Below are 23,296 nucleotides of genomic sequence, written 5' to 3'. Positions count from 1 at the left end.
GTAGGGGGAGAATAATCAATCACTTTGACCCATCACATTTAATATGGAAAGTGATTGCTATATGTCAATCACTAAAGTAATGAAAATTAAAAGATTAAGAAATACTAACTATTCTTACATCAAGCTTGGGAGAATTTATATGCCACCCAGAGATTTATGCTAGCAATCACTTAAAAAGACGCCCACAGCCAAGCCTCCTTCCGAAGTTTCCTTATACTTGCTATTCATGTCCTTGGCAGTTTCCCACATAGTATTGACCACTTTGTCCAGAGGGACTTTGGCTTCCTTAGGGTCTGTATCCATGGCTAGCTCTGCTGCGTTGATGGCTTTAATGGCGCCCATAGCGTTTCTTTCAATACAGGGCACCTGCACAAGTCCGCCGATAGGGTCACATGTGAGCCCTAAGTGATGTTCCATAGCGATTTCGGCGGCCATCAAAACTTGTTCTGGAGTTCCTCCCATCAATTCGGTCAGTGCACCAGCCGCCATTGCAGATGAGACACCTATTTCTGCTTGACATCCGCCCATAGCTGCAGAAATTGTCGCTCCTTTTTTAAAGATGCTTCCTATTTCACCTGCCACCAGCAAGAACTGCTTAATATCCTCAAAATCGCCATCATGGTTTTCGATGACCAAATAATACATAAGCACGGCCGGGATTACACCAGCACTTCCATTTGTAGGGGCGGTAACTACCCGGCCCAATGCAGCATTAACCTCGTTAACAGACAAAGCGAAACAGCTTACCCATTTTATAATTTGACGAAACTTCACCTCGGTTTCCCTGATGCTCTCAAGCCACTCCTGTGGTGTGGAGTATGGGTGCGAGCCCTTTAATTTTTCATGCATGTCAAAGGCGCGCCGCTTTACATTCAAACCGCCCGGTAATATTCCCTGTGTGTGACATCCGGTATGCATGCATTCCAGCATAGTGTTCCAGATACGTTGAAGATCACTGTCTATTTGTTCATCGGAACGAAGGGACCGTTCATTTTCCAGGACTACTTCTGAAATGGACTTGCCCTGTTGATTGCAATAGAAAAGAAGCTCTTCCCCAGTCTTAATTGGGAAAGGAAAAGTCTTGAAGGTGGCTTTGTTTTCTTTAGCATGTGTCAGTCCTTCCTTGACTACAAATCCGCCCCCAATCGAATAATACGTTTCCGTTTTTGTTTCCCCATTGGAAAGGTGGGCAGTAAACTGCATCCCATTGGAATGGAAAGGGAGAAATTCTCGCTTGAAGATGATGTCCTTTTCGAAATCAAACAATATCCCGCGCTGTCCGCCAAAATTCAGACGCCCCGATTCCTTAATATCCGCAATGATGTTATCGATGTTTTCCGTAGGCACGGTCTCAGGGTCGGTGCCCAACAACCCCATGACAACGGCAATGTCAGTGGCATGTCCCTTTCCTGTCAAAGAAAGTGAACCATAGAGGTCTACATGGACCTTGGTCACTTCCAGAAATAGTTCTTGTTCGGTAAGTTCGGATATCCATCTTTCAGCGGCCCTCCATGGCCCTAAAGTATGTGAACTTGAAGGCCCAACACCAATCTTGAGCATGTCAAAAACACTAATGCACTCCATTGATCAGATTTGCGATTTCAATTTGGAAAGCCAAAATAGATAAAATTGACAATGTAGGTCAGGAAAATATGTCTAAACTGGAACTATCTTTTTTATGCTAACATGTCTGACACCTTGTCATATTCTTTGGCATGGCATAATCATTGACATTGGTAGAGCGACACTAATAATTGAATTTTCAACAGAATAACTTTAGATACAATGAGCAAAATAATAGGAATAGACTTGGGTACGACCAACTCCTGCGTCTCCGTAATGGAGGGTAATGAGCCCGTAGTAATCCCAAATGCCGAGGGTAAGCGCACTACTCCCTCTGTAATTGCATTTGTGGAAGGAGGAGAAATCAAGGTAGGAGACCCTGCTAAACGACAGGCGGTCACCAATCCACATAAAACCATTTATTCCATCAAAAGATTCATGGGAAATAAATTCTCTGAATCCAAAAAGGAGGCAGACCGTGTTCCTTACAAAGTTCAAAAAGGTGATAATGACACCCCAAGGGTTGATATCGATGGTCGTTTGTACACACCACAAGAACTTTCTGCCATGATTCTTCAAAAAATGAAGAAGACTGCTGAGGACTACTTGGGACAAGATGTTTCTAGAGCGGTAATTACTGTTCCGGCATACTTTAACGATTCACAGCGTCAAGCTACGAAGGAAGCAGGTGAGATTGCAGGTTTGACCGTTGAGAGAATTATCAACGAGCCTACTGCGGCTTCTTTGGCATATGGACTTGACAAGAAAGATACTGATCAAAAAATAGTGGTTTTTGATTTTGGTGGAGGTACGCATGACGTTTCCATCTTGGAATTAGGTGATGGAGTTTTTGAAGTATTGGCAACTGATGGAGACACCCACTTGGGAGGTGACGATGTAGATCAAAAAATTATTGATTGGTTGGCTGAGGAGTTCAAAACTGATGAAGGTCTTGACCTAAGGGAAGACGCCATGGCATTGCAGCGTTTGCGTGAAGCTGCTGAAAAGGCAAAAATTGAACTGTCGGCTTCTGCCCAAACAGAAATCAATTTACCATATGTTACTGCGACGGCCTCTGGTCCTAAGCACTTGGTCAGAACTTTGACCCGTGCCAAGTTTGAACAATTGATCGATGACTTGGTAAAAAGAACCATAGAGCCTTGTGAGACTGCTTTGAAAGGTGCAGGTCTTTCAAAAAGTGATATTGACGAAATTATATTGGTAGGTGGTTCTACTCGTATTCCCGCGGTGCAGGAAGCGGTAGAGAAGTTCTTCGGAAAAAAACCTTCCAAAGGAGTTAACCCTGATGAGGTTGTGGCCGTTGGAGCTGCAATCCAAGGTGGTGTTTTGACCGGTGATGTGAAAGATGTATTGCTTTTGGATGTAACTCCACTTTCATTGGGTATTGAAACCATGGGTAGCGTGTTCACCAAATTGATTGAAGCGAACACTACAATCCCAACAAAAAAGTCTCAGGTATTCTCCACAGCTGCGGATAATCAACCTTCCGTTGAAATCCATGTATTGCAAGGAGAACGTCCGATGGCCGCTGATAACAAAACCATTGGTAGATTCCATTTAGATGGTATTCCACCTGCACCAAGAGGCACACCTCAAATTGAAGTGACCTTCGATATCGATGCAAATGGTATTATCAAGGTATCTGCTACCGATAAGGCTACAAACAAGACACAGGATATCCGAATTGAGGCTTCATCAGGATTGACAGAGGAAGAAATCCAAAAAATGAAAGCTGAAGCTGAAGCAAATGCTGAGTCTGACAAAAAAGCTAAGGAAACTGCCGATAAGTTGAACGAAGCTGATGCGATGATCTTCCAAACGGAGAAGCAATTGAAGGAGTTTGGTGATAAATTATCCGATGATAAGAAAAAGCCAATCGAGGAAGCTTTGGAAGAATTGAAGAAAGCTTACGAAACTAAAGATGTGGTTGTTATTGAGCCTGCTTTGGAAAAAATCAACGAAGCTTGGAAAGTAGCCTCTGAGGAAATGTACAAGGCGCAGGCGGAAGCACAGGCCAATGGGGCAGATGCCTCGGCTGGAGCTGAAGGAGCCGCTGGAGGAGGAAATGATTCCGCTGAAGGTGATAATGTCGAAGACGTAGACTTCGAAGAAGTCAAGTAGCCTGCCCTGAGCAGTGTCGAAGGATAGACTTCGAAGAAGTGAAATAAGTTTAAGTGTTCACTATAAAAAAAGCCCGCAACATTGCGGGCTTTTTTATTTAAAATGGAGTGCTTTACGCGGCATTCAATTGGCGTATTTCCATTTCTTGAAGCTTTTTTAAAGCTTCGGCTTTTGAGTTAACATTGAGCTTTACGTAAATGTTTTGAATATGGAAATTTACCGCGCTTGCGGTAACACAGAGCCTGTCTGCAATCATTTTGTAGGTGTATCCATGGGTGAGTAGCTCAATAATTTGATTTTCCTTTTTTGAAAACCTTTCGAAAGTTTTGACTTGAAAGGAATGGATAATTTTTCGAGCCACATCGTGTTCCAAGATCACTCCGTGTAGGTGTAATTCCTTAATCGCATTAAAGAAACGATCTTTGGTCAACGGCTTGGTCAAAAAGCCACCCGCACCTTTTTTGAATGCTTCTTTTATGATTTCGAAATCACATTTCCCGCTTGTCATCAAGACTTTGGAATCACTATTTTGTTTATGGTAATATTGGATACCATCGATGCCGGAGATCCCCGTCAGATTAACTTCTGATACTATAATGTCCGGATTGATTCTTCTGGAATTGGATAAAAATGTATGCACCGAGGTATATATCTCCACTAATTCATAGGATTGCTCTCCGCTGAAATAAAATGTATAAAGAGGGTGTAGTTTTTCGTCATTATCAATGATTACGATTTTTAATGGGTCAGTTTTCATGGTTACTAGATTTGTATTATCTGATTTTGTCATGTTCGCCATCCTTTCAGCTTAATTTTGGCCAAAAGGTATCCTGTCTGCCATGTCTGCATAGTGACTTAAAAGGAAAAACTTATGGGTCACGAACCATGAATTCGGAGCCTAGCTAAGTTTCACCAATGTCCCAAGCAGACATGCTGATAACAATCCCAAAAAAGGATTAAATCAATAGCGGTTTAGAAAAGGTATTTGAAGTGCTAGAAAAAGACCTTTGTTTGGTCTGGGGGATTTGCCCTTGCACTAAAAGTTGTAGCTTTTTTCATGAGTATAAGATTTGGGTTTTGTGTTATTTCAAGATTTAAATTAAGTTTTTTTTCACTTTAGAAGTGCAATTTGTAGTTTTTTTCGTTCAAATGCACTTTGCTGTTTTTTGAAAAAAACCGCACTATATCCCATGAAACCTATAAAACATAACAAAATAGGATGCCCTTTTCGAGCATCCTATTCTTGATAAATTAGTCCGGATGAAATAACACAACCCGCTTCTATGATAATTTTTCGGTTCCCCCTGTTTAATTTATCATAGTTCAATAATGTTCAGTTTTTGACAAAATCAGATAATTCCCAGGTAGTGGACCAATTTATTCCCATTCTTAATCTTCAAAAGAAGTACTGGTGTATTTATGTGAGGGTCCAGCATTCAATGCAGCATTAAGATTATTATCGTTATAAGCTATCGCAGTACCTTCCATGGATTTTCTTCTATAGGAGATGGTAACCTGTTCAATAGTATGGTTCTGACCTCTGTTGGATACCACATAGCTTTCTCCTTTTTCAATATCCAACTGAATGGCATAATCATCCCTGCTGCTATTGATGTGGCTTCCCAAATTCACAGCTGGAGTCAGTTTATTGTATGATACCTGTGTGGCATAGAGATCTAAACCTCCGAAGCCATTGCGTCCTGCAGAAGCAAAGAACAAAAGTGTACTGTTATAGATGTTCGGATAAAGCTCGTCTTCCTTGGTATTTACTTTAGGGCCAAGATTTTTGGAGATACCCATACTTCCATCGGCTTTGATGTCGGCTACATAGATATCGTATTTCCCATAGCTTCCGCGCATATTGGATGCAAAGAATAAACGTTTGCCATCTTCTGAAACTGTAGGGTGTTTGGCTGAGGCGTACTTTGGACACACTTTTATTTTGGTGATATTACCCCATTTACCGTTTATCTTTTCAGCACGATAAATTTCATGGATAAGTTCCTTTTTTGAAAACATTCCGTATAATGGTTTTTGTTCGATGGTCTTACTGAAATATGCGGTTTTACCATCTTGTGTTACCGACATGGAAGGAACATAACCCTCAAGTGTGGATAAATGCCCATTTGTGTTGGCGTCCTGAATACCTTCATTGGTGTTTTCAAATTTCATTGGGTTCTGGGCCATAGCCTGAGCTATATAAAACAAACCGATTGTGAGCGTCAAAATATAAGTTAGCGAACGTGTCATGATGTATAGATTTGGGGGTTAATACATCACAAATTTGAAGAAAGTTTTTTGAGAAATACCTATTAATTTCTCATAGTTTTTGAATTATATCGATTAAAAACTGCATTTCATCGAATATTTTTTATTCTGTTAACACTTATAGAAAGCGAAATGTGTCAATAAACGATGTTTTTGTGCATTTTAACCGACATGGGACCTCGGTCAATCATGTGTTTTTGAAGAATGGGACACCAACCTATTGATTTCCATAAGTTCTTCATCCGTCAGGTGGCGCCATTTACCAACTGGAACATCCAGGTTCACATTCATGATTCGAACACGCTTCAACTTCTTTACCCTGTAGTCCAAATATTCACACATTCTACGTATTTGGCGGTTCAATCCCTGGGTCAATATGATTTTGAATTGATTTGCACCCAATTGCTCTACCTCGCATTTACGGGTAACCGTATCCAAAATTGGGACCCCATTGCGCATTTTTTTAAGAAAATCTGGGGTAATAGGTTTGTTCACCGTAACGATATACTCTTTTTCGTGGTTGTTTCTTGCCCGAAGAATTTTATTGACAATATCGCCATCATTCGTCATAAAAATCAGCCCCTCACTGGGTTTATCCAATCGTCCAACAGGAAAAATACGTTTTGGATAGTTGATAAAATCAATGATGTTATCCTTTTCAACCCGTGTATCCGTGGTACATACGATACCTACGGGTTTGTTGAATGCCAAATACACGGATTTACTTTTTGGCTTTGAAATTAGCTCCCCATCAACCCTGATTTCATCATTCGATGTGACTTTGGTTCCCATTTCAGGTACCTTGCCATTAATGGTAACCCTCCCTTGGTCAATAAGTTTATCAGCGGCTCGCCTGGAACAATAACCAACCTCACTGAGATATTTATTGATTCTTGTTTCTTTCATTAAAAGAAATTAAAACTACTTTCTGGTTGCGAAGGTCGTACAATTATTCTAGTAACTCCAAAACCTAAGGGGCCTTGAATAAATTGATGGAAACTGTGGCCAGATTAGAATTGGGGTATTTTTTGAATTTATCGGTATCCGGAGTTAAACCTACCTCTTTCATTATCTCCAAAAACTCAGCGATCTCAATAATGTACTGATCGGAATAACCATGTGTGGCATCATATGCTGTAGCCGCCGTTTTTCCAATATTTTGGGCTACAAGTTTTGGGTCGACCGTATGAAGCTCAATCAACAATAAGCCAAACTTCTTTACATAGGGCAACCATTTTTTAAAATGCTGTTTAAGCGATTCGGATACCAGATTGTTGTTTAATCGAATTCCTTCAAAAGCATATGCTCCCGTGGAAGAGCTCATTTTTTGCTTGTTTGGCGCTGCTGGTTCTTCCCATATCCGGTTGTGATCTAAAAAGGTCCGTACGTTGAGTAAATCCTCTAATTGGATATTATACTTTTCCTGCAGATTTAAAGCCAACAGGTCTGGGTTGCCTATATCTCCCCAAATGATTTTCGCCCAGATTTCTGCCTGAACCAAATTTTCCTTGGATGCTTTTAAAGCTGCTTCGTTGTAGTCCGCACCAATCAGCATTAATGGATGCTCGTCCAAAACTGTACCTCGATGGGTCCTGTTTTCGATTACAGTGTACACATGCTTCAAGAAAGCACCATTACCGCACCCCATATCCAGTATGCCTTTGGGTTGCTCAATGATGGGTTTATTGAAGATGTCAATGATGATATCATCGATCACTTTAAAATAAGATGCATGGGCTCCACCGCTTCCCCAAACATTCATTTCGCGGTCAACATGTTTTTCTTCCTCTTCAGGGCTTGTGTTTTTTAGGAACAATGGATTCCCAAATATGAGTTTGTCCAGTTTTCTAAGGGTTGGAATGTAGGAAACCGTCACTCCATAGGCACTTGCTCTTTTAGCGAAGAACAGTCCTTCTTCCGTAAACCGGTAAAAATCACCTTCCTTTTCAAACCAGCCAAGCTGCATTAGAATATTCAGCAGTCTCTCAAATCCACTAGGGTCTTTATGGAACTCCTCGGCCTTGAACCTTGTTTCCATAAAATATTTGTGGAACATACCCGACATTCCAAGCCGAACCAGGGTAGGACCTATCATAATGCCTTCAATGTGGGCTAGAATCTGTTCTTGAATGCTTTTAACATATCCGTCAACAGAAGGAACAATGCCAAAACGGCTTTTATAGTTTTGGAATGTCTGCTCCAATTTTAGGAATGGCTCCATTTCAAATTTCCTGGGATGATAATTCTCGGACATGAGAAGCAGTTCCATGGCTTCTTGGTACATTCCAAAATGATTGAAGGCCACTTCTGATATATCGTTGGTTTCGAATACAACACGGTTTGATGCATTATCCACATGCTGTGTTAGCCAACCCTGGGAGCATAGGCTTCTTAGGGCCACGTTCAAATACCCGTTATTGGCATTGAGGACGGCAGCCATTTTGTCGACGTCAATGGACTCATGGGACAGCAAATAATCGGTGGCTTTGTTTTCCTTCAGCACAAATGCCGCAGGACCAACCACGATACCGTCTAAATGCCGGAACAACCTGCTTCTTAACTTGGATTGCTTTTGTTTGGATATCATGGGTTACTAAAGCGTTATGGATATACACTAATTTAACAATTTTGATGGGATCGAGAGTCTATATGAAACTGGAATGATCAAAATCTCATCTATGGATTTTATGTTTTAAGAAGAATGTTATAACTTTTGTTGTTACTAAAAACCTAACATGTCAAAATACAATGTAGCTGTTCTGGGTCCGATTCCGAGGGATCACATCACCACTCACCGTGGAGAGGAAATTGAAAAATATGGATGTGCAACACATACTGCTATTGGGTTGGCGAATTTGTTGGGAGATGAAGGAACGGTGCATTTGGTGTCTCATGTAAGAATAAAGGACGAGGGACCCATTAAGGAAATACTTGCGGAATATCCCAATATCAACATGTCACATATTACTTCAGATGCGGACCAAGGAGATGTAATCAGCTTAAAATTTGTGGATCAGAACAATCGTCTCGAGAAACAAACAGGTTTCATGAACCCCATTGTTCCCGAAGACCTGCAAAACCTTTTGCATTGCGACGTGTTTGTCTGCGTTCCCATTACTGATTATGAAGTTCCCTTGGAAACATTGAAGTTTATCAAAGAAAATAGCAAAGGCCTTATCATTTTTGATGCCCATGGGCCGACCAACACCATTACCATTTCTGGAGATAGAAAGATTCGTTTTTGGATTGACCGTGATCAATGGCTTCCCTATATCGATATTTTAAAAATGAACCTTGAAGAATCCAAATGCAGTTGGTTTCAAAAAGAATATGAACTTCAAGACCTAGGTCATTTTGATGAGGAGGACACTTCCCATCTTGAACCGTTCGGAGAACATTGCATCAATAAAGGATTAAAATCCCTTATTGTAACACTGGACTCCAGCGGAAGTTCCGTTTTCTACGGGAAGGAAGGTCAAATGCACCATGAAATGGTAAAATCTGTCAAAGTAGACCATGTGATCGACACGACCGGTTGCGGGGATTCCTTTGCCGGGGGGCTGGGATTTGGCTTATTGGGAAATCCCGACAACTATATACGAGCTGCAAAATATGCCAATGCGCTTGGAGCGCTTCGGACCCAAGGTAGAACCTTTGAGGTTTTTAAGGACAAAGACGAGACGGACCAAATCCTTTTAAAGAATTACGGAAGTATTTAATCTTCACTTGGCTTTTCAAAAGAAATCTTATTGAAATTGCTTAAAAGCTCATAATCGACCATTGTAAATCTCCATTGTCCTCCGGGCTCATAGGCGTCTTTCCATAGATTGACCGGACCATATGGAACTATTTTACCCAGAAAATGGGTTTCTGTATGCTCTTTTTCCCTTCCATAGGCCACGGGGCAACCATTTTGACTAGTAGCTATCCACACGGCAAATTTTCCATCCACATAGAAATCAATTCGATCTTCATATACCTTATAGGTAACAGAAGCATCTTTCCTTGCCAGCAAGCTGAATATTCTTGTGGGTATTCCGGGCCAGAAAGACCTCCAACCATTAACCCTGTTTTCTTTCCAAGGGGTAACTTGCTGGTCACGATCCTTTGTCCAACCTTTGTCATTGTTCAGCGCCACGGTTTCGCGTCTTTCTATGCTCTTGGTTTGCATTTTGATTCGTGGCTGTTCAAAATCTACCCAAAATTCACGGACCATGTGATGTTCCAAAGCGGAGTAGGTCGCTATTTCCAACATTCTAAACCCCCGGGCCTTTGCCCAGATGTCTTCACCGCCAAGAAAGTGTAGCAAACTATCTATTTTCTGTTTACGAATGTCGGAATCGGTTATTTCTTGTCCCTTCAATCCAAAAGAACATAGGACAAAGGCCAAAATAAGCGGGAGTTTAAAAGGATTCATAGCTTATTGTTATTTGTAAATGATGAATTTGATTTATCCTAAATATGGAATATTGAAAGCGGAAGTGAGTCCTAATTTATAAATCCGAAGTGCTTTTTTTTAAATTAGAAGTAGTTTAGAAGCACTAAAACCAGTCGGAATGGATTACACACTTGTAATGGTTATTCTTTGTTCCCTGCTGATCGGGAACAGCTTCTTTTTTGCGTTCTATCTGCTTTCAAGGAAGTCCGCCGGTAAAAAGCAACAGTTTTTACATAGGACCTTGGGATTTTTGCTTTTGGCATTTGGCTTACGAATCTCTAAATCCTTGGTCTACATTGCATTTCCAGAGTATTCTTCCGAGCTGACAAAAATTGGGATTGTTGGAATGCTCTTTGTCGGCCCCTTGTTTTTCCAATATACCCAGGGCAGGGCAGGGCAGACGAAAATAAATTGGATACACCTGTTGCTTGGTTTTTTAGCACCGTTTTTTCTTTTGATGTTTGACGAGAACTTGGTTTATATAGCTTACGTTATCAGTTTGATTCATATGCTTGTCTATTTAATCGCTGGATTGCGCATTGTCATGAAGAATGTTCCCAAAACTGTTTTATTTAGGGATATAAGACATAACTGGACCTTTCAAATCCTTACTTCTCTATTCATAATTTGGGTTGGCTTTTTCTTGCAAGCGTTTGTTTACAATGTTTCCTGGTATGTGGCGATTACCTTGATGGAAGTCGTTGTGTTTTTCACAATCAGCTATTTGGCAATGACAAATATGGGCGAAGTTTCCAAACGTTTTGAGAGCAATGGGCAATCAGACAATTCGCTTTTGGAACTGGCTCATTTGGCGAATGGGATTCTTGATGAGGAAAAACTATACCTGAACAGCAATCTCACTTTGGATATTTTGGCCAAGAAGGTGGGGACAAGCAGGCATGAACTTTCCAACGCACTCAACAACGCACTCAAGCGAAGCTTTCCTGAGCTTCTGAACGAAATTAGGATAGACCATTCCAAAAATATTCTGCTGGAAGATAAAACAAGAGCTATGAGTATTGAGGCCATAGCCTATGAAAGCGGGTTCAACAGCCTATCCACATTCTATAAAAATTTCAAAAAAAGCACTGGAATCACACCCGCTGAGTTTCGTGAGCAAACGCTGGACTATTCCCAATAGCGAAAATACGCGTAGTCGGCTATAAGCTCCTCTCCCAAGGCATTAATGCTATCATGATCTTCATGTTCCTGATAAAGTTGTAATCCTTCCTTGTTACTGAATTTTAGCGTCACCATAATGTCGAATTTGGCGGAGGAAGTCAAGATGTTGGATATAACCACGGTATGCAATCCTTCGATTTTTTCTGGCAATTGGCGGAAAAGATCTAAAAACTGTTGCTGTTCAGATGCTTTGACGGAATCTGAAAATTGATAGAACAAGGTATGGCAAAAGACCTTTTCTGGAGGTATTCGATATTCAGCCATTGCACTTTTTGAAGTGAATAATAGTAGGAATGCGAAGACGAGAAATAGCAGTGGCTTTTTCATAAATGCGGGTAATGATTTGACTTAAATTTAATTGATTTAAGACAAAAAAGAGAAGAAAACACCCGCCAACATAATAACCAACTAAACCACATGAACATTGCATCACAACCTACAAGAGGTTGGCGGGTGTTCTATTAATTAGATGTTTTTTTACCGAAAAGGATGCTTTTTAAGCACGGTTTTATGAAAATTTTGGGAGATTTTGAGATTTTAATAGATTGATTGTTAATACGTTATAAATTTTTTAGTAAAAAATACCCAAATTTGCTTGACTCTTACCTTACGTCATAGCCTAGCTTTGTCCCATCAATCAATTAAATAATGGACAGATGAAAAAATATAGTGTAAAAGAATTATCAAAATTGTCCGGTACCACTGTCAGAACCCTTCATTATTATGACAAAATTGGGCTGCTAAAACCAAGTGAGCGAACTGAGGCGGGATATCGATACTATGGAATTAAGGAGCTTTTACGATTGCAACAAATCCTTTTTTACAAAGAATTGGATTTCTCTCTGGAAAAAATCAATGATTTATTGGATGACCCCAATTTTGATTTGGTAACAGCTTTGAAAAACCATAAAAAAGCACTTAAAAAACGCAGAACCCAAATAGGGACACTTTTAAAAACCATAGATCAGACCATTGATCATTTGACAACTGGAAAGGAGCGTTTAAACCCTGAGATGCTATATAGAGGCTTATCGAAGGAAATGGGAACCGTTTACCGCAAAGAAGCCATGGAAAAGTATGGAAAAGAAACGGTGGAACATGCTGAAAGTGCGTTGTTAAAACTTGGAGAGCTTGGTTTTAAATCCCTGAAGGAAAGTTTTGATGGTGTAAACAAAGCATTGTTCGAACTACACAAAACTTCTCCAACGGATGGGAAAGTACAAGAACATATAGCACAACATTACCAACTAATTCGAACGTTTTGGGGCACTGCAGGATCCTCCGACTCCCAGGCAAAGCTCTATGCGCAATTGGGTGAGCTATATGTGGAGGATGATCGCTATACCATGGTCGACGGACAAACCCAACCAGAATATGCCTTGTTCTTAAAAGCGGCCATGAAGCACTATGCTGACCAACTCTTAAACTAAAATTGGCTAGGTAAAATGAAAAGATTGGCATTAGTGTACCTGTTATTACTCGCAATTGCTTTAAATGGGCGGTTGAGTGATCGAGCAATCTCGAACAGCGATTTTGAAGCTTATTATACTATATTGAGCGAAGTTTGGACTGTCATCTTTAGTGCGAGCCTGTTTTGCCCTAGATTGTTCCTTGTGGGCTGATTCTATTAATAGCCTAATTAAAACCTTATTTGTTCACCTAGACCAGCAAAAACATATGCATTTTTATAGGTGTCCTTCAAGGTTTTGAATGCAAGGTGACCGGTGCAATGCGTGGGGGCTACTTTGGCTACGCCAAATTCGTTTTTCAGCCGATTCGAAAAATCGACCAATGTTTCCTTGTCATATGGAAGTAAATGATAGCCGCCATACACTAAGGAAATGTTGTTTTCGGTATAAGATTTGGTTTCTGCAACTATTTTTTCCACGGTACTATGGGAGCAACCGACGATAACCACTTCACCATTATCTGAATCAAGCGATAGGGAAATCTCATTTAACCCCATCAACTTGGCCGTATTGGATTCGTCATCTTCCATATCTTCCAACCCAACTTTAGGATATTTGCTGAAATAACCCATATAAGGAGAGGTGGTGGACACCAACTTAATTCCGGGAGCAATTTCCAGACTTTCTTTTACAAATTCAATGTTAGCTCCCCAAAAGCGTCCGGTTTGATTGAATTTATAGGATTCAAAATCCCCTTCGAAGTATTGCATTTTTTGCTCAAGTGATTCGACAGCAGTTGAATCTTGTCCAGAAATGTCAAATGAAGGATTTGAACCCCAGAAAAGATCATATGGGAAGTAAATTTTTACATCTGGATTGACCTTAAGCAGGTAATCAAACCCATTGATATGATCAAAATGCGCATGGGAAGCGATTGCGATGTCAACTTGTGTTAGGTCAATCCCTAAGGCTATGGTATTTTTCTTGAATATTTCTGCATTGGAACCTGCATCAAAAAGTATGGTTTGTCCTTTGTATCGAATTAAGCAGGAGAATCCAAAATCTTTTTGAAGTGCAGGGTTCTCATCTCCAAAGGCATCATAAAGGTTGATAATGGTATTTTCTTCCAACGATACAAAATCCAAATGCTCCTCTGTTTTTTCGGATTGCTCTTTTTGCTCAATATTACAGGCTATTAGCACTAAGGGAATCAACTGTGTAAGTATCAGTTTTTTCATTGTTTGGTCTTTTGTTTGGTTTTAGGTCTTTACACCTTCAAATTACAAAATTGCATCAAACATCTTCCACGATAAATATGGCATTGTTATTTAAGTCGTAAAACCCAAATTCATGGGTGCGCCAAGGAGTGTTCTTACGCATTTTACCTGGTTTGACGGTGCCTCTTTCCACAAATTCCTGGAAAATAGGATCAATGTTCTGTACAAAAAGTTTTATGACAGAGCCGCCAAGCAGGGGGTCGTCTTCGGTATCGGCGTGCCATTGTAAATGGATGCAGAAATTCTCTCGTCTCATAACAGCGTACATATCATCCTTATGCAAAAGCCGGAACCCCATATATTTTTTGTACCAGGTTACATCCCTGTCAATATCTTGGCTTGGCATTACTGGTGATATTTCCAGAAGTTTGGTTTTGGTCGACATAGGCAATTCAATTTTGTGTGCTTTCTTATTTTATTTTCACAGCATGTTCATCCATATGGTGCGTCCACTTTCCTTCAGGGTCTTTATTTGTCCTAATGAGTGTTTTGCGATAAAAGGAAGTGTTTTCATGCTGGGTTTCCAGGGTCAACACATCTTGTACAAACTCAGTTATGCTATCTTGAATGGGAAATTGCGCTGAAGTGGTCAGTATTGGATTCTCTTTGGACATGTCGAACTGTCCCTGCAACAATACCTTTATGGGCCACGTAGAGCTTAGCCATAAACTCTCATAGGTCTTGTAAATAGCATTATAATTAAAGTACACCTTGTCTAAAGCCCTTATTTTACCTGGGCGCTCAAAATCATATGTGCAGACAATGAATGTGCTATCCATGACTTGCTTGCAGGAAAGAGTTCCTTTAAGAATTCTTGGTGAATCGCTCATCGGCCTGTTGGTTCTTGTCACCTCCCAGTCACCGATTAAAAAAGAAAGGTCTGAAGTGGAATTTGGGTCATTCCCGTTTTGGGCATGAAGTGAAAAACCAAATATAAAAGGGGCCAACAATAAAATGACTTTCAAATACCCAAGAATTTGAATCCTTTTGCTAAAAAAGAAGACTTCATGTAACATAACCGATTTTCGCTTTTTTGATTGATTGAATAAAGAATGATCAACTTAAGTAAGCTGACATGCTTGTCCACTAATATACGAAATAGTTGAGGCTCAGTTGCAGGGGTAGTAATGTTGAAAGGTCATGGAACTACTTTTTTCCCAATGTCACTATAGCAATGAAATAGTCATTTGTCTTATGGTTACCCCTGGGAATGTATATTCTGTTCTCATCTGGAATGAATTCCAAATCGCCAAAATAGGCCTCACCATCCATAAGTTTTGTGGAAACACCTTCTGAGTTTAGGTGATACAGACCACTATGCTCCACAGTTGTCAAAAAATAGCCTCCTTGGCCATCGGGCTGGATACCATCAAAATCTTTAATGATGGGATTTGTCTTTACTGATTGAATCTTTACTGAATCCACAGAAATCGTAGTCAAACTCAACCCACCTACCATCACGCTTTCATTATCTGCGGATAACCCATTGGCCCATTGGAGTGCTTTGGAATCCGTTACCCATGATTCCAATACATTATTTCGCAATCTAAAAATTGAATGCACAAAAGAGGCTGAAACAAAAACTTCTCCATTGGCGTTTATGGCAACATCGTTTAAACCGGAATTTTTAACTGGCTGGTCATATTTAGCAACAATCTCACCTGAACCAGTGTTTATGGCAATTAGTGCATCGACATCGGCCACATATAGAATGGAATCTTTTAGTGCCATTCCTGTTGGTCGATTAAGGTTTGGAACCCATTTTAGATTCGCTACTGTTCCATCCAAGGAAATTTTGGAGATAAACCCCTCAACTCCGGGTTTGTAGTCTTTGCCATTGCTAGCATATAAAACTTTATTCGACTTGTCGTAGACAATGCTTTCCACATTCAATAGACCTTCGTTTTTTGCAATTTCGGCCGTTGAGTCGATGTACCAAGAATTCTGTGTTTCAGAATGGCTATTGGGCTTTTCCTCTGTATTGGTTTTACCATGATTGCGGCAGCCCATCAAAATAAAAAAGAGAAAAAATGTAAAGGAAAAAACCAGTCTCATGATATTGTTGTTGCCCCGACAAGATACGGTAATCCTATTGCAATTTGGCAATCAGGGCTTGCTTTAACTCATTGACCAGCGTAGGATTGGCATCGGCAATATTTTCGGTTTCTTTCTTGGAACTTGTGTGATCGTACAGTTCTACATTTTCATCTTCATGTAGAATCAATCGATATGTTTCGGTACGAATGGTTTTTGCATTGCCGGTGTAAGCCAACGCAGGATGACCAGGAGCGTTTTCATTTTCAAGAATATGACCTAAAGACGTTCCCTGGACAAAGTCTGGTGTTTTAATTCCCGTTAGCTCACACAAAGTCGGAAAGATATCCAGTGTTTCAACAATGCTCTTGGTTTTGTGTCCTTTCTTTTTCATGCCCGGATACTGAATAATCAGAGGTGCACGTAATGACTCTTCAAACAAGCTGTGCTTTCCCCAAATAGCGTGTTCGCCAAGATGCCATCCATGATCCCCCCAAAGCACAACGATGGTATTTTTATCGGCGCCTGTTCGCTTGAGTTCATTCAATATTTTTCCAACTTGTGCATCAGCATAACTTATGGAAGCGGCGTAATGCAAGCGTACCTCGTCTGCAAATTCAGGATCTTGGATTGGATTTTTACCCCATCGGTTGTATTTCATAAACTCGTTGGAACCATGCCAGGTGGTTTTGCCCTCTGGTTTTTGTGCATGGTTGATAGGAGGGAAGGATCCCCCTTCATATTGATCCAAATAGGATTTAGGAGCCCCAAAAGGGAGATGAGGTTTGATTAACCCAACTGCCATAAAAAATGGTTTTTCGTTTGCTCCTGAAAGTGACTTCAATTGTCGCAAGGCCTCATCGGTAATGATGCCATCTGGGTAAATATTATCTTCTCCTACCTTAGTTTGAAACACATCCATATCACCTGCATTTTTCCTGATTTCACCATGTGCCAGTCCGTGCATGGCACCTCGAGGATGTTCCCATTCCGCAACCGGCATAAGATGTTTGTCCCAAGCTTTGGGCATCTCAACAATAGCGCTGTCGTTCCAATCGGCACCACCCCTTCCGCCCGGATGGTGTGACACCTTGCCCACGGATACTGTTGTATATCCATGGGTCCGAAACCACTCCGGCATGCTTGGATGAACTAAAATGGAATCGTTTGCCGCGGTTTCTGCCCTTTGAAAAAGTGCGTTGTTGTGAGCAGGACCATAAAGTCCTGTCAATAGGGTGTATCTAGAAGGACCACAACTTGGTGCATTTACATAATGCTGCAGAAAGGAGACTCCGTTGGTTGCCAACTGGTCCATATTGGGTGTGATCATATGATGGGCACCAAAACTTTTTAGATCTGGACGCAGGTCATCCACACAGATCAATAAAATATTTGGTTTTTGTGTCGGAGCTGGTTTTTCGCAACTGATAACCCATTGGAGAGCCACAGCAATACATCCCAATACAATGGTTTCTTTTCTAATGTGTTTGGACAATAGGTGAGCAAAAACCATTTTAATTCCCGTAATCTTCAATTTCACGCTCCGCTTTGATGTCGCCAATGTGGTAATAGGCAATAATTTCTTCTATAAGACCATCTTTTACGTAGTACCATTCGCTAACATCCAAACTAAAATCCTGTCCCTGTTTGGCTGTATATCGTACGCATGCCTTATCAGATTCGTAAAGTGCGTCATGGATTTCGAAAACATAACCCAAGAACTTATCCTTGTTTTCTTGAACCAAGTTGATGTAGGCCTCTTTTCCGTTAATGGTACCAAAAGGGCTGGTATGTTTGAAGTTGTTTGTAATGGGTAAGTTGAGAAAATCACCTTCTCGCCATTTGGCGAACCACTGTTCTACTAGCTTCTCCATATATCCGCGGTTATATTTTGAAGTCTCAAGTTATGGATTATGTTTTTGGATAACAATTCAAATCTTATCTGGTTGGAAAAACACCATGAATACAAAATGTATAATTTATTAAGAAAAATGTCACCTTATTTTGATGATTCAATAATTTTTTGCGTTAATTTTATGATATAATCAAAAAATACAACCTCATGAGAAAACTTATTTTATTTACATTAGCACTCTCTTTTGGAATTTTTACAACACACGCCCAAGGGCGTTTTCAAGCCGGAGGCAATATCGGAATTCCCGTTGGGGATGCCGGTGACCTTGCCACCTTTGCAATTGCTTTGGATCTTGCATACATTTTGGAAATTGACGATAACATCAGCGCAGGTCCTAGGATAGGATATTCGCATTCCTTTGGAGATGATGTCTCAATAGGCGGATTTAATGTTTCAGTTGAGGATGTCCAGTTCCTTCCCATAGGTGGACGTGCTCAATTTGACATTACAGACCAATTTTTGGCAAGAGCCGAATTGGGTTATGCTGTTGGAATCAGTGATGGCAATGATGGGGGATTTTATTGGAGTCCACAAGCAGGTTTTAGTTTTTCAGATGCCATTGATGCCATACTCGCTTACAGGAGCGTTTCAGTGGATGGTGGTTCTTGGGACATGGTTACCTTAGGAGTGTATTTTTGGATAGACTGATAAATCCATAAGACAAAAAAGAAACCCTGTAATCTTCGGTTACAGGGTTTCTTTTTTCTAATTGATGTTAAAGCACTTTTTAAGATAAGCTCAGCCCGTCCTTCGAGGTTGTTAATCATCTTAAAAGAGTGTTACTTTTCAGGAATTTTCACGAATCAGTTGTTATATAGATGTAACCTAACTGGATAAGTGATGAAAAAGTACCTATCTACAGAAAGTTCAAGACTCGAAGAAAATAAAAGAATCCAAGCAATGTTCGATGTATACGATAAGGAAATCGGCGCTATTGTGGTTTTTATCGTAGTTCAATTCATTCTTTGGTGTGCTATCATTTGAATAGGAAACATCAAAAAATAACCCTTACCGAAGCATTTGGAGTAATTCCAAGCGAACTTTGTTGAAATTGTTGCGCCACACCTAAGACACTTGGTCGATAAAAGCTGTTTATGGTATTGTCGCGATCAAGTAGATTCCATATGGCCAGACCTAGCTGAACACTTTTTTTCTCTCCCCAATCGAACTCATATTTCCCTGAAATATCCAATCGCAGATAGTCATCCAGACGGTCACCGTTGGCGACATCATAATTGATTTCTCCATCAACAATGGGGTTGTTGGAAATTGGTCTTGTAATTGGTTTTCCGGTACGCCAGTTCAACCCAGAAGCCAAAAGAATTTCGCCAATGGTATAGTTGAGACCTAATGTCATCGCGTGCGTGATATCAAAATTGCTGGGAAATCTATTCTCGGGCAGTTGCTCAAAAGCATATTGATTGTCAAGATAAGAATAGCTGAGCCATATGCTGTTCTTGTCAAATTGTTTCCGAAGCAATAGATCTAGACCATGGGCTTTATAAGACCCTGATGTCCGTACAAATTCATACTGATCTTGAAATCCTTGGCTTTGGGTGGTTATTCCTTCAACATTTTTGTAAAAAGAAACCGCATTGAGCAACCAACCATTATTGTTGAAATTAAGACCAATCGAATATTGCTTGCTGGTAATGACCGGAATGGATGCATTGTTGGAAAGTTGCCACCGTCGTTTTTCAACACCTAAAAAGTCGTTTTGAAAACTAATTACTTGAGAAGTACTTTGATGTTTGAATTCCCCCAGTAGCTCTAGGGTGAAATTTTCCCAAAAACCATGGTTGAAACTGAGTCGAGGTTCCCAAATTTGCTTGTTGAAATCGTCCAGATAGTTGAATCGTACACCTAAATTAAGTTGGGTTGCCGAATTCTTGGAAGAAAAACCCATTTCGGTGAAAAGTGCATGGGTGCGCAGTACTTCTCCTTCCAAACGAACAAAGACGGGGTCATCAATATCATCAAGGTTAGTGACCTTGGTCTCCACGATATGATATCCATTGATCCATTTTATTCTTGGAGTCAACATGTTCATTGCCTTTATCCTAATTCCGGTTTCCGATACTTTGTTTTCCTGAAGAAAACGTTGGTCTTGAAGGATATTGGCATTGACAGCCCTAAGCATGTAATCGGTATTATAAATATCAATTTCCGTTTTGAATTCTTCACTCCAGTTCCGTTGATATTGAAACCCACCTGCAATGGTTGTTTGATCTAAATTACTTTCCCTTACTTGCTCCCCATTCTGCAATTGTGCAACCTCATTAAAGGCTACGTCGTTGGCCGTATGGATAAAATTGAAGCGTAAACGGTCATTTTCCGAAGGGTGAAAGAGTAAGCGAAATGAAGCATCGTAAAAATCGAAAGCAATATCTGAGTTCGTTACCAATGCCGTATTTTGCTCAATTTCGGTGTCTTGGGCAATGCGGTCAAAGTATTGGGAATATGTTGGGGTTTCTACAAAATCACTCAGCGATTTACGTGCTGCTACTTGTAAGGAAGCTTTTTCTCCAATGGGAGTATCAATGGAACCATTGATGTCTATCAGATTGACCCCGATACTACCCTTGAAACCGGAATTCAGATATTCATTGGTCTTCATGGCAATGGTACCCGAAACACCGTCAGTTTCCGAAGCACTACTTCCATTTTTTCGAAGTTCTACCTTTTGGGTTATTTGGGGATTGTACATCGATATCAAACCAAAAAAGTGACCGGATTGATACATTTTTATGCCGTCCCAGGTTATTAGATTTTGGTCATGACTTCCTCCTCTTATGTTGATGTTGGAGACTGTTTCGTCGATACTCTGAATACCGGGTAGCGCTTGTACGGATAACAAAACATCGTCTTCTACAAGCCCTGGAAGTATGCTGAACCTGTCAAAGTCCAATTCAACAGAACCATTGTCAAGTTTGTCAATACCCCGCACCAAAAAATCATAAACGGTAACTTCTGAAAGTTTTTCTTGAAAGGGTATCAAGTACACCGGACTACAGGTGGAAGTATTAAAATAGCGTACTTCCCTTTTTAAGGGTTTGTAGCCTATATGACTGATTTGGATAATATCCGTCTGGTTAAGTCCATCCAGCTCAAAATAACCTTCGTCATCGGCAATGGCACCTTTGGAACCTTGCTGTACCGAAACGTAGGGGAGAGCTTCACCTGTGTCCTTATCCTTGAGATAAGCACAAAGACGTAATTTTTTTTCTTTGATGGAAATGATGCCGTCAGAGACAAAAACAAAGCTGAGATTACTTTGTCGGCTAATATTCTCTACGGCTTCTTTAAGATTCAACGAAGCATCTGGAGGGGCTATGTATATGCCATCCACCAACTTCGAGGCATAATTGAACTGTACCTCAAAACGTTGTTGCAACGTCTCCAAAATAGTGGTTAGAGGTTGATTGGTCTGCCCTTGGGCAATACTATTTATGCTATGAAGTGATAGGACTAAATAAACTAGAACAAGTAGTCTCTTATTCACGTTTACTTAAACGCACGGTATCAGCATTTAGTATTTGATAATTCAGGTTAAGAGGCTCGCTGACAGCCATTAGAGCTGCATCTAAATTGGTATGGATAAAACCTCCTGTAAAGAGTTCGTCAACATCAATATCATCTAAAACAAGGGTGATATTGTATTGTCTCTCCAATTCAGAAAACACTTCAGCAAGCGGAATGCGTTGAAAGTAACTTCTATTCTTGGTCCATTGTGGCTCATCGTAGTTGTTCTTTCCAGTGGCCATTTCGCCATCAAATACCTTAAAGTTGTCCCCAGCTTGAAGTATTTCTGTGTGTGCATCGGTGACAACGCGCACAGTACCTTCAAAACAGGCAACTTCAAAATAACCACCCCGTTGTTTTACGTTGAACTCGGTTCCTAGAACACTCACGGTACCATTGGTAGTGACCACATCAAACTTGGCGCCTTTGGCCACATCAAAAAAAGCTTCTCCTTCGAGCTTGATTTCCCTCTTGCTATCCCAGTCGCTTTCGCTATAGCTCACCTCCGAAAGTGCATTTAGAACTACAGTCGATGCATCTGGCAACGCTATTGTGGTCTTTTCAGCGACCAAAGTCTCGACCTCGGTCAGATTATTGAAAATAAAGAAGTAGTAAAGCCCAAAAGCTACAACCACGATACTTGCAATACGGAGTAGGGGCTTCGTCCAATGGAGTTTCCTTACCTTGGTATCACGTGAAATGACATGTGCTTTAAAGGTTTCAAAGTCATCCATATTGGAAAACTTCGATGCCTTGAAAAGCGCTGCATCATCAATTATGTCCTTATAGAATGGTGCATCCTCCAAAGCATTAAAGGCTTTGCTTTCCTCTTCAGAAAGTGTGCCCATCAACCATTTTTGTATCAAGTTGTCCTTATCCATTTTTTAGGCTCTTTGCATATATAACAACCTTGTCCTCTTTTTTCCTGATTATTTTACCTTAAAATTTTCCAGTTCTTTTTTCAATCGGTCAAAAGCCGAGTAAATACGGTATTCCACGACCTTTCTGGTTACGCCCAATATTTGAGCGATTTCCTCATGTTTTTTGCCCTCGACCTTGTTGAGCATGAAGGCGATACGCTGTTCTTCGGATAATTTGGAAAGTGCTTGCTGGTATTTTTTGTAATACTGTTCCTTTTCCAGCAAAAACTCTGGATTTTCGTTGGTATATTCTTTGGGAGATTCATTTTGGTACTTTAGAACCACCTTTTGGTGTTTGGCCTCGTTGAGCATCAAATTGTTGGCCACTGTATACAAAAAAGATTTGGCCTTGTCCAAAGTGACTTTTTTACAGTTTTCCCAAAGCTTAGCAAAAGCATCCTGTGCTTTGTCCGAAGGATTTAGCCTATCTCCGTATTTGTAATACAGGAAATCGTGTAGGTTTTGGGCATGTTTGTTATAAATGGTGGAAAATAAGGTTTCATCACAGATGTCCTCGTGCAGATTCATCTTCAAGTTAGTTGGCTTTTTGGTCACTTAAATGTAAAAAAACTTTTTTTATGAAAATTTTTCAGGAGTTTTTACCGTTTGGTTGTTCAATAAGCAAA

22 protein-coding genes are annotated in these 23,296 nt (G+C 40.4%); 6 read left to right on the top strand and 16 right to left on the bottom strand.

Features of this window, described 5'->3' with window-relative positions; all coding sequences use genetic code 11:
* Nucleotides 1-159 precede the first annotated feature (159 nt).
* Nucleotides 160-1,584 carry an L-serine ammonia-lyase gene (locus ACULLH_RS06825; RefSeq protein ID WP_454087995.1) on the bottom strand — a complete coding sequence of 475 codons (1,425 nt, stop codon included), beginning with the start codon at nucleotides 1,582-1,584 and terminating at the stop codon, nucleotides 160-162.
* A gap of 201 nt (nucleotides 1,585-1,785) precedes the next feature.
* Here ACULLH_RS06825 and dnaK point away from each other — a divergent pair, with 201 nt between their 5' ends.
* Nucleotides 1,786-3,705: a molecular chaperone DnaK gene (gene dnaK, locus ACULLH_RS06820; protein WP_454087994.1), complete on the top strand. Its 1,920-nt coding sequence runs from the start codon at nucleotides 1,786-1,788 to the stop codon at nucleotides 3,703-3,705.
* Between the two features lie 112 nt (nucleotides 3,706-3,817).
* Here the strand turns inward: dnaK and ACULLH_RS06815 are convergent, their stop codons facing one another.
* The 4 genes from ACULLH_RS06815 to ACULLH_RS06800 all read right to left on the bottom strand — a co-directional run bounded on the left by ACULLH_RS06815 (nucleotide 3,818) and on the right by ACULLH_RS06800 (nucleotide 8,560).
* Nucleotides 3,818-4,462, bottom strand: coding sequence for a response regulator (locus ACULLH_RS06815; protein WP_454087993.1), 645 nt, complete (start codon nucleotides 4,460-4,462; stop codon nucleotides 3,818-3,820).
* Between the two features lie 632 nt (nucleotides 4,463-5,094).
* Nucleotides 5,095-5,955: a hypothetical protein gene (locus ACULLH_RS06810; protein ID WP_454087992.1), complete on the bottom strand. Its 861-nt coding sequence runs from the start codon at nucleotides 5,953-5,955 to the stop codon at nucleotides 5,095-5,097.
* A gap of 201 nt (nucleotides 5,956-6,156) precedes the next feature.
* Nucleotides 6,157-6,879, bottom strand: coding sequence for a 23S rRNA pseudouridine(2604) synthase RluF (gene rluF / locus ACULLH_RS06805; protein ID WP_454087991.1), 723 nt, complete (start codon nucleotides 6,877-6,879; stop codon nucleotides 6,157-6,159).
* Between the two features lie 64 nt (nucleotides 6,880-6,943).
* Nucleotides 6,944-8,560 (bottom strand): class I SAM-dependent methyltransferase, encoded by a 1,617-nt coding sequence (locus tag ACULLH_RS06800; protein WP_454087990.1) that lies wholly within the window; start codon nucleotides 8,558-8,560, stop codon nucleotides 6,944-6,946.
* A 148-nt stretch (nucleotides 8,561-8,708) separates the two neighbouring features.
* Between ACULLH_RS06800 and ACULLH_RS06795 the strand changes: the two genes are divergently transcribed.
* Nucleotides 8,709-9,692, top strand: coding sequence for a carbohydrate kinase family protein (locus tag ACULLH_RS06795; RefSeq protein ID WP_454087989.1), 984 nt, complete (start codon nucleotides 8,709-8,711; stop codon nucleotides 9,690-9,692).
* Here ACULLH_RS06795 and ACULLH_RS06790 read toward each other — a convergent pair.
* Complete coding sequence (locus ACULLH_RS06790; RefSeq protein WP_454087988.1) at nucleotides 9,689-10,390, bottom strand: hypothetical protein; 702 nt, start codon at nucleotides 10,388-10,390, stop codon at nucleotides 9,689-9,691. The genes ACULLH_RS06795 and ACULLH_RS06790 overlap by 4 nt on opposite strands.
* A gap of 139 nt (nucleotides 10,391-10,529) precedes the next feature.
* Here ACULLH_RS06790 and ACULLH_RS06785 point away from each other — a divergent pair, with 139 nt between their 5' ends.
* Nucleotides 10,530-11,552: a helix-turn-helix domain-containing protein gene (locus ACULLH_RS06785; RefSeq protein ID WP_454087987.1), complete on the top strand. Its 1,023-nt coding sequence runs from the start codon at nucleotides 10,530-10,532 to the stop codon at nucleotides 11,550-11,552.
* On the opposite strand, the gene ACULLH_RS06780 is transcribed toward ACULLH_RS06785, so the two are convergent.
* Nucleotides 11,540-11,920: a Dabb family protein gene (locus tag ACULLH_RS06780; RefSeq protein WP_454087986.1), complete on the bottom strand. Its 381-nt coding sequence runs from the start codon at nucleotides 11,918-11,920 to the stop codon at nucleotides 11,540-11,542. The genes ACULLH_RS06785 and ACULLH_RS06780 overlap by 13 nt on opposite strands.
* Nucleotides 11,921-12,249: 329 nt before the next feature.
* Here ACULLH_RS06780 and ACULLH_RS06775 point away from each other — a divergent pair, with 329 nt between their 5' ends.
* Nucleotides 12,250-13,023 (top strand): MerR family transcriptional regulator, encoded by a 774-nt coding sequence (locus tag ACULLH_RS06775; RefSeq protein ID WP_454087985.1) that lies wholly within the window; start codon nucleotides 12,250-12,252, stop codon nucleotides 13,021-13,023.
* A 209-nt stretch (nucleotides 13,024-13,232) separates the two neighbouring features.
* On the opposite strand, the gene ACULLH_RS06770 is transcribed toward ACULLH_RS06775, so the two are convergent.
* The 6 genes from ACULLH_RS06770 to ACULLH_RS06745 all read right to left on the bottom strand — a co-directional run bounded on the left by ACULLH_RS06770 (nucleotide 13,233) and on the right by ACULLH_RS06745 (nucleotide 18,187).
* A complete protein-coding gene (locus tag ACULLH_RS06770; protein ID WP_454087984.1) occupies nucleotides 13,233-14,240 on the bottom strand; it encodes an MBL fold metallo-hydrolase in 1,008 nt (335 codons plus the stop codon).
* Between the two features lie 55 nt (nucleotides 14,241-14,295).
* A complete protein-coding gene (locus tag ACULLH_RS06765; protein WP_454087983.1) occupies nucleotides 14,296-14,664 on the bottom strand; it encodes a VOC family protein in 369 nt (122 codons plus the stop codon).
* 25 nt (nucleotides 14,665-14,689) lie between these two features.
* A complete protein-coding gene (locus ACULLH_RS06760; RefSeq protein WP_454087982.1) occupies nucleotides 14,690-15,244 on the bottom strand; it encodes a DUF1579 family protein in 555 nt (184 codons plus the stop codon).
* A gap of 181 nt (nucleotides 15,245-15,425) precedes the next feature.
* Complete coding sequence (locus ACULLH_RS06755) at nucleotides 15,426-16,334, bottom strand: hypothetical protein (RefSeq protein ID WP_454087981.1); 909 nt, start codon at nucleotides 16,332-16,334, stop codon at nucleotides 15,426-15,428.
* Between the two features lie 34 nt (nucleotides 16,335-16,368).
* Complete coding sequence (locus ACULLH_RS06750) at nucleotides 16,369-17,853, bottom strand: sulfatase (protein ID WP_454087980.1); 1,485 nt, start codon at nucleotides 17,851-17,853, stop codon at nucleotides 16,369-16,371.
* On the bottom strand, nucleotides 17,828-18,187 hold the full coding sequence (locus tag ACULLH_RS06745) for a nuclear transport factor 2 family protein (protein ID WP_454087979.1): 360 nt from the start codon (nucleotides 18,185-18,187) through the stop codon (nucleotides 17,828-17,830). The genes ACULLH_RS06750 and ACULLH_RS06745 overlap by 26 nt, the downstream gene beginning before the upstream one ends.
* A gap of 188 nt (nucleotides 18,188-18,375) precedes the next feature.
* On the opposite strand from ACULLH_RS06745, the gene ACULLH_RS06740 reads away from it, so the two are divergent.
* Both ACULLH_RS06740 and ACULLH_RS06735 read left to right on the top strand, forming a co-directional pair.
* A complete protein-coding gene (locus ACULLH_RS06740) occupies nucleotides 18,376-18,876 on the top strand; it encodes a hypothetical protein (RefSeq protein WP_454087978.1) in 501 nt (166 codons plus the stop codon).
* Between the two features lie 192 nt (nucleotides 18,877-19,068).
* Entirely contained in the window at nucleotides 19,069-19,212 is a 144-nt protein-coding gene (locus ACULLH_RS06735; protein ID WP_454087977.1) for a hypothetical protein, read from the top strand.
* A gap of 10 nt (nucleotides 19,213-19,222) precedes the next feature.
* Here the strand turns inward: ACULLH_RS06735 and ACULLH_RS06730 are convergent, their stop codons facing one another.
* From ACULLH_RS06730 to ACULLH_RS06720, 3 genes are read right to left on the bottom strand one after another with little or no spacing between them, the layout of a single operon-like run.
* Complete coding sequence (locus ACULLH_RS06730; protein ID WP_454087976.1) at nucleotides 19,223-21,730, bottom strand: TonB-dependent receptor; 2,508 nt, start codon at nucleotides 21,728-21,730, stop codon at nucleotides 19,223-19,225.
* Entirely contained in the window at nucleotides 21,723-22,631 is a 909-nt protein-coding gene (locus tag ACULLH_RS06725) for a FecR family protein (protein WP_454087975.1), read from the bottom strand. Before ACULLH_RS06725 ends, ACULLH_RS06730 begins: the two co-directional genes overlap by 8 nt.
* Nucleotides 22,632-22,679: 48 nt before the next feature.
* Entirely contained in the window at nucleotides 22,680-23,204 is a 525-nt protein-coding gene (locus ACULLH_RS06720) for an RNA polymerase sigma factor (protein ID WP_454087974.1), read from the bottom strand.
* Nucleotides 23,205-23,296 lie beyond the last annotated feature (92 nt).

It is taken from the genome of Flagellimonas sp. 2504JD4-2 (genome assembly GCF_053642935.1).
The sequence above is the reverse complement of the archived record's forward strand: the minus strand, read 5'-3'. Positions and strand labels throughout refer to the sequence as shown.

Coding starts and splice junctions, on each gene's coding strand:
- ACULLH_RS06790 (WP_454087988.1), bottom strand. CDS start 10,390: ATGAATCCTTTTAAACTCCCGCTTATTTTGGCCTTTGTCCTATGTTCT.
- ACULLH_RS06725 (WP_454087975.1), bottom strand. CDS start 22,631: ATGGATAAGGACAACTTGATACAAAAATGGTTGATGGGCACACTTTCT.
- ACULLH_RS06765 (WP_454087983.1), bottom strand. CDS start 14,664: ATGTCGACCAAAACCAAACTTCTGGAAATATCACCAGTAATGCCAAGC.
- ACULLH_RS06815 (WP_454087993.1), bottom strand. CDS start 4,462: ATGAAAACTGACCCATTAAAAATCGTAATCATTGATAATGACGAAAAA.
- ACULLH_RS06785 (WP_454087987.1), top strand. CDS start 10,530: ATGGATTACACACTTGTAATGGTTATTCTTTGTTCCCTGCTGATCGGG.
- ACULLH_RS06755 (WP_454087981.1), bottom strand. CDS start 16,334: ATGAGACTGGTTTTTTCCTTTACATTTTTTCTCTTTTTTATTTTGATG.
- ACULLH_RS06810 (WP_454087992.1), bottom strand. CDS start 5,955: ATGACACGTTCGCTAACTTATATTTTGACGCTCACAATCGGTTTGTTT.
- ACULLH_RS06800 (WP_454087990.1), bottom strand. CDS start 8,560: ATGATATCCAAACAAAAGCAATCCAAGTTAAGAAGCAGGTTGTTCCGG.
- ACULLH_RS06745 (WP_454087979.1), bottom strand. CDS start 18,187: ATGGAGAAGCTAGTAGAACAGTGGTTCGCCAAATGGCGAGAAGGTGAT.
- dnaK (WP_454087994.1), top strand. CDS start 1,786: ATGAGCAAAATAATAGGAATAGACTTGGGTACGACCAACTCCTGCGTC.
- ACULLH_RS06740 (WP_454087978.1), top strand. CDS start 18,376: ATGAGAAAACTTATTTTATTTACATTAGCACTCTCTTTTGGAATTTTT.
- ACULLH_RS06795 (WP_454087989.1), top strand. CDS start 8,709: ATGTCAAAATACAATGTAGCTGTTCTGGGTCCGATTCCGAGGGATCAC.
- ACULLH_RS06770 (WP_454087984.1), bottom strand. CDS start 14,240: ATGAAAAAACTGATACTTACACAGTTGATTCCCTTAGTGCTAATAGCC.
- ACULLH_RS06780 (WP_454087986.1), bottom strand. CDS start 11,920: ATGAAAAAGCCACTGCTATTTCTCGTCTTCGCATTCCTACTATTATTC.
- ACULLH_RS06775 (WP_454087985.1), top strand. CDS start 12,250: ATGAAAAAATATAGTGTAAAAGAATTATCAAAATTGTCCGGTACCACT.
- rluF (WP_454087991.1), bottom strand. CDS start 6,879: ATGAAAGAAACAAGAATCAATAAATATCTCAGTGAGGTTGGTTATTGT.
- ACULLH_RS06825 (WP_454087995.1), bottom strand. CDS start 1,584: ATGGAGTGCATTAGTGTTTTTGACATGCTCAAGATTGGTGTTGGGCCT.
- ACULLH_RS06735 (WP_454087977.1), top strand. CDS start 19,069: ATGAAAAAGTACCTATCTACAGAAAGTTCAAGACTCGAAGAAAATAAA.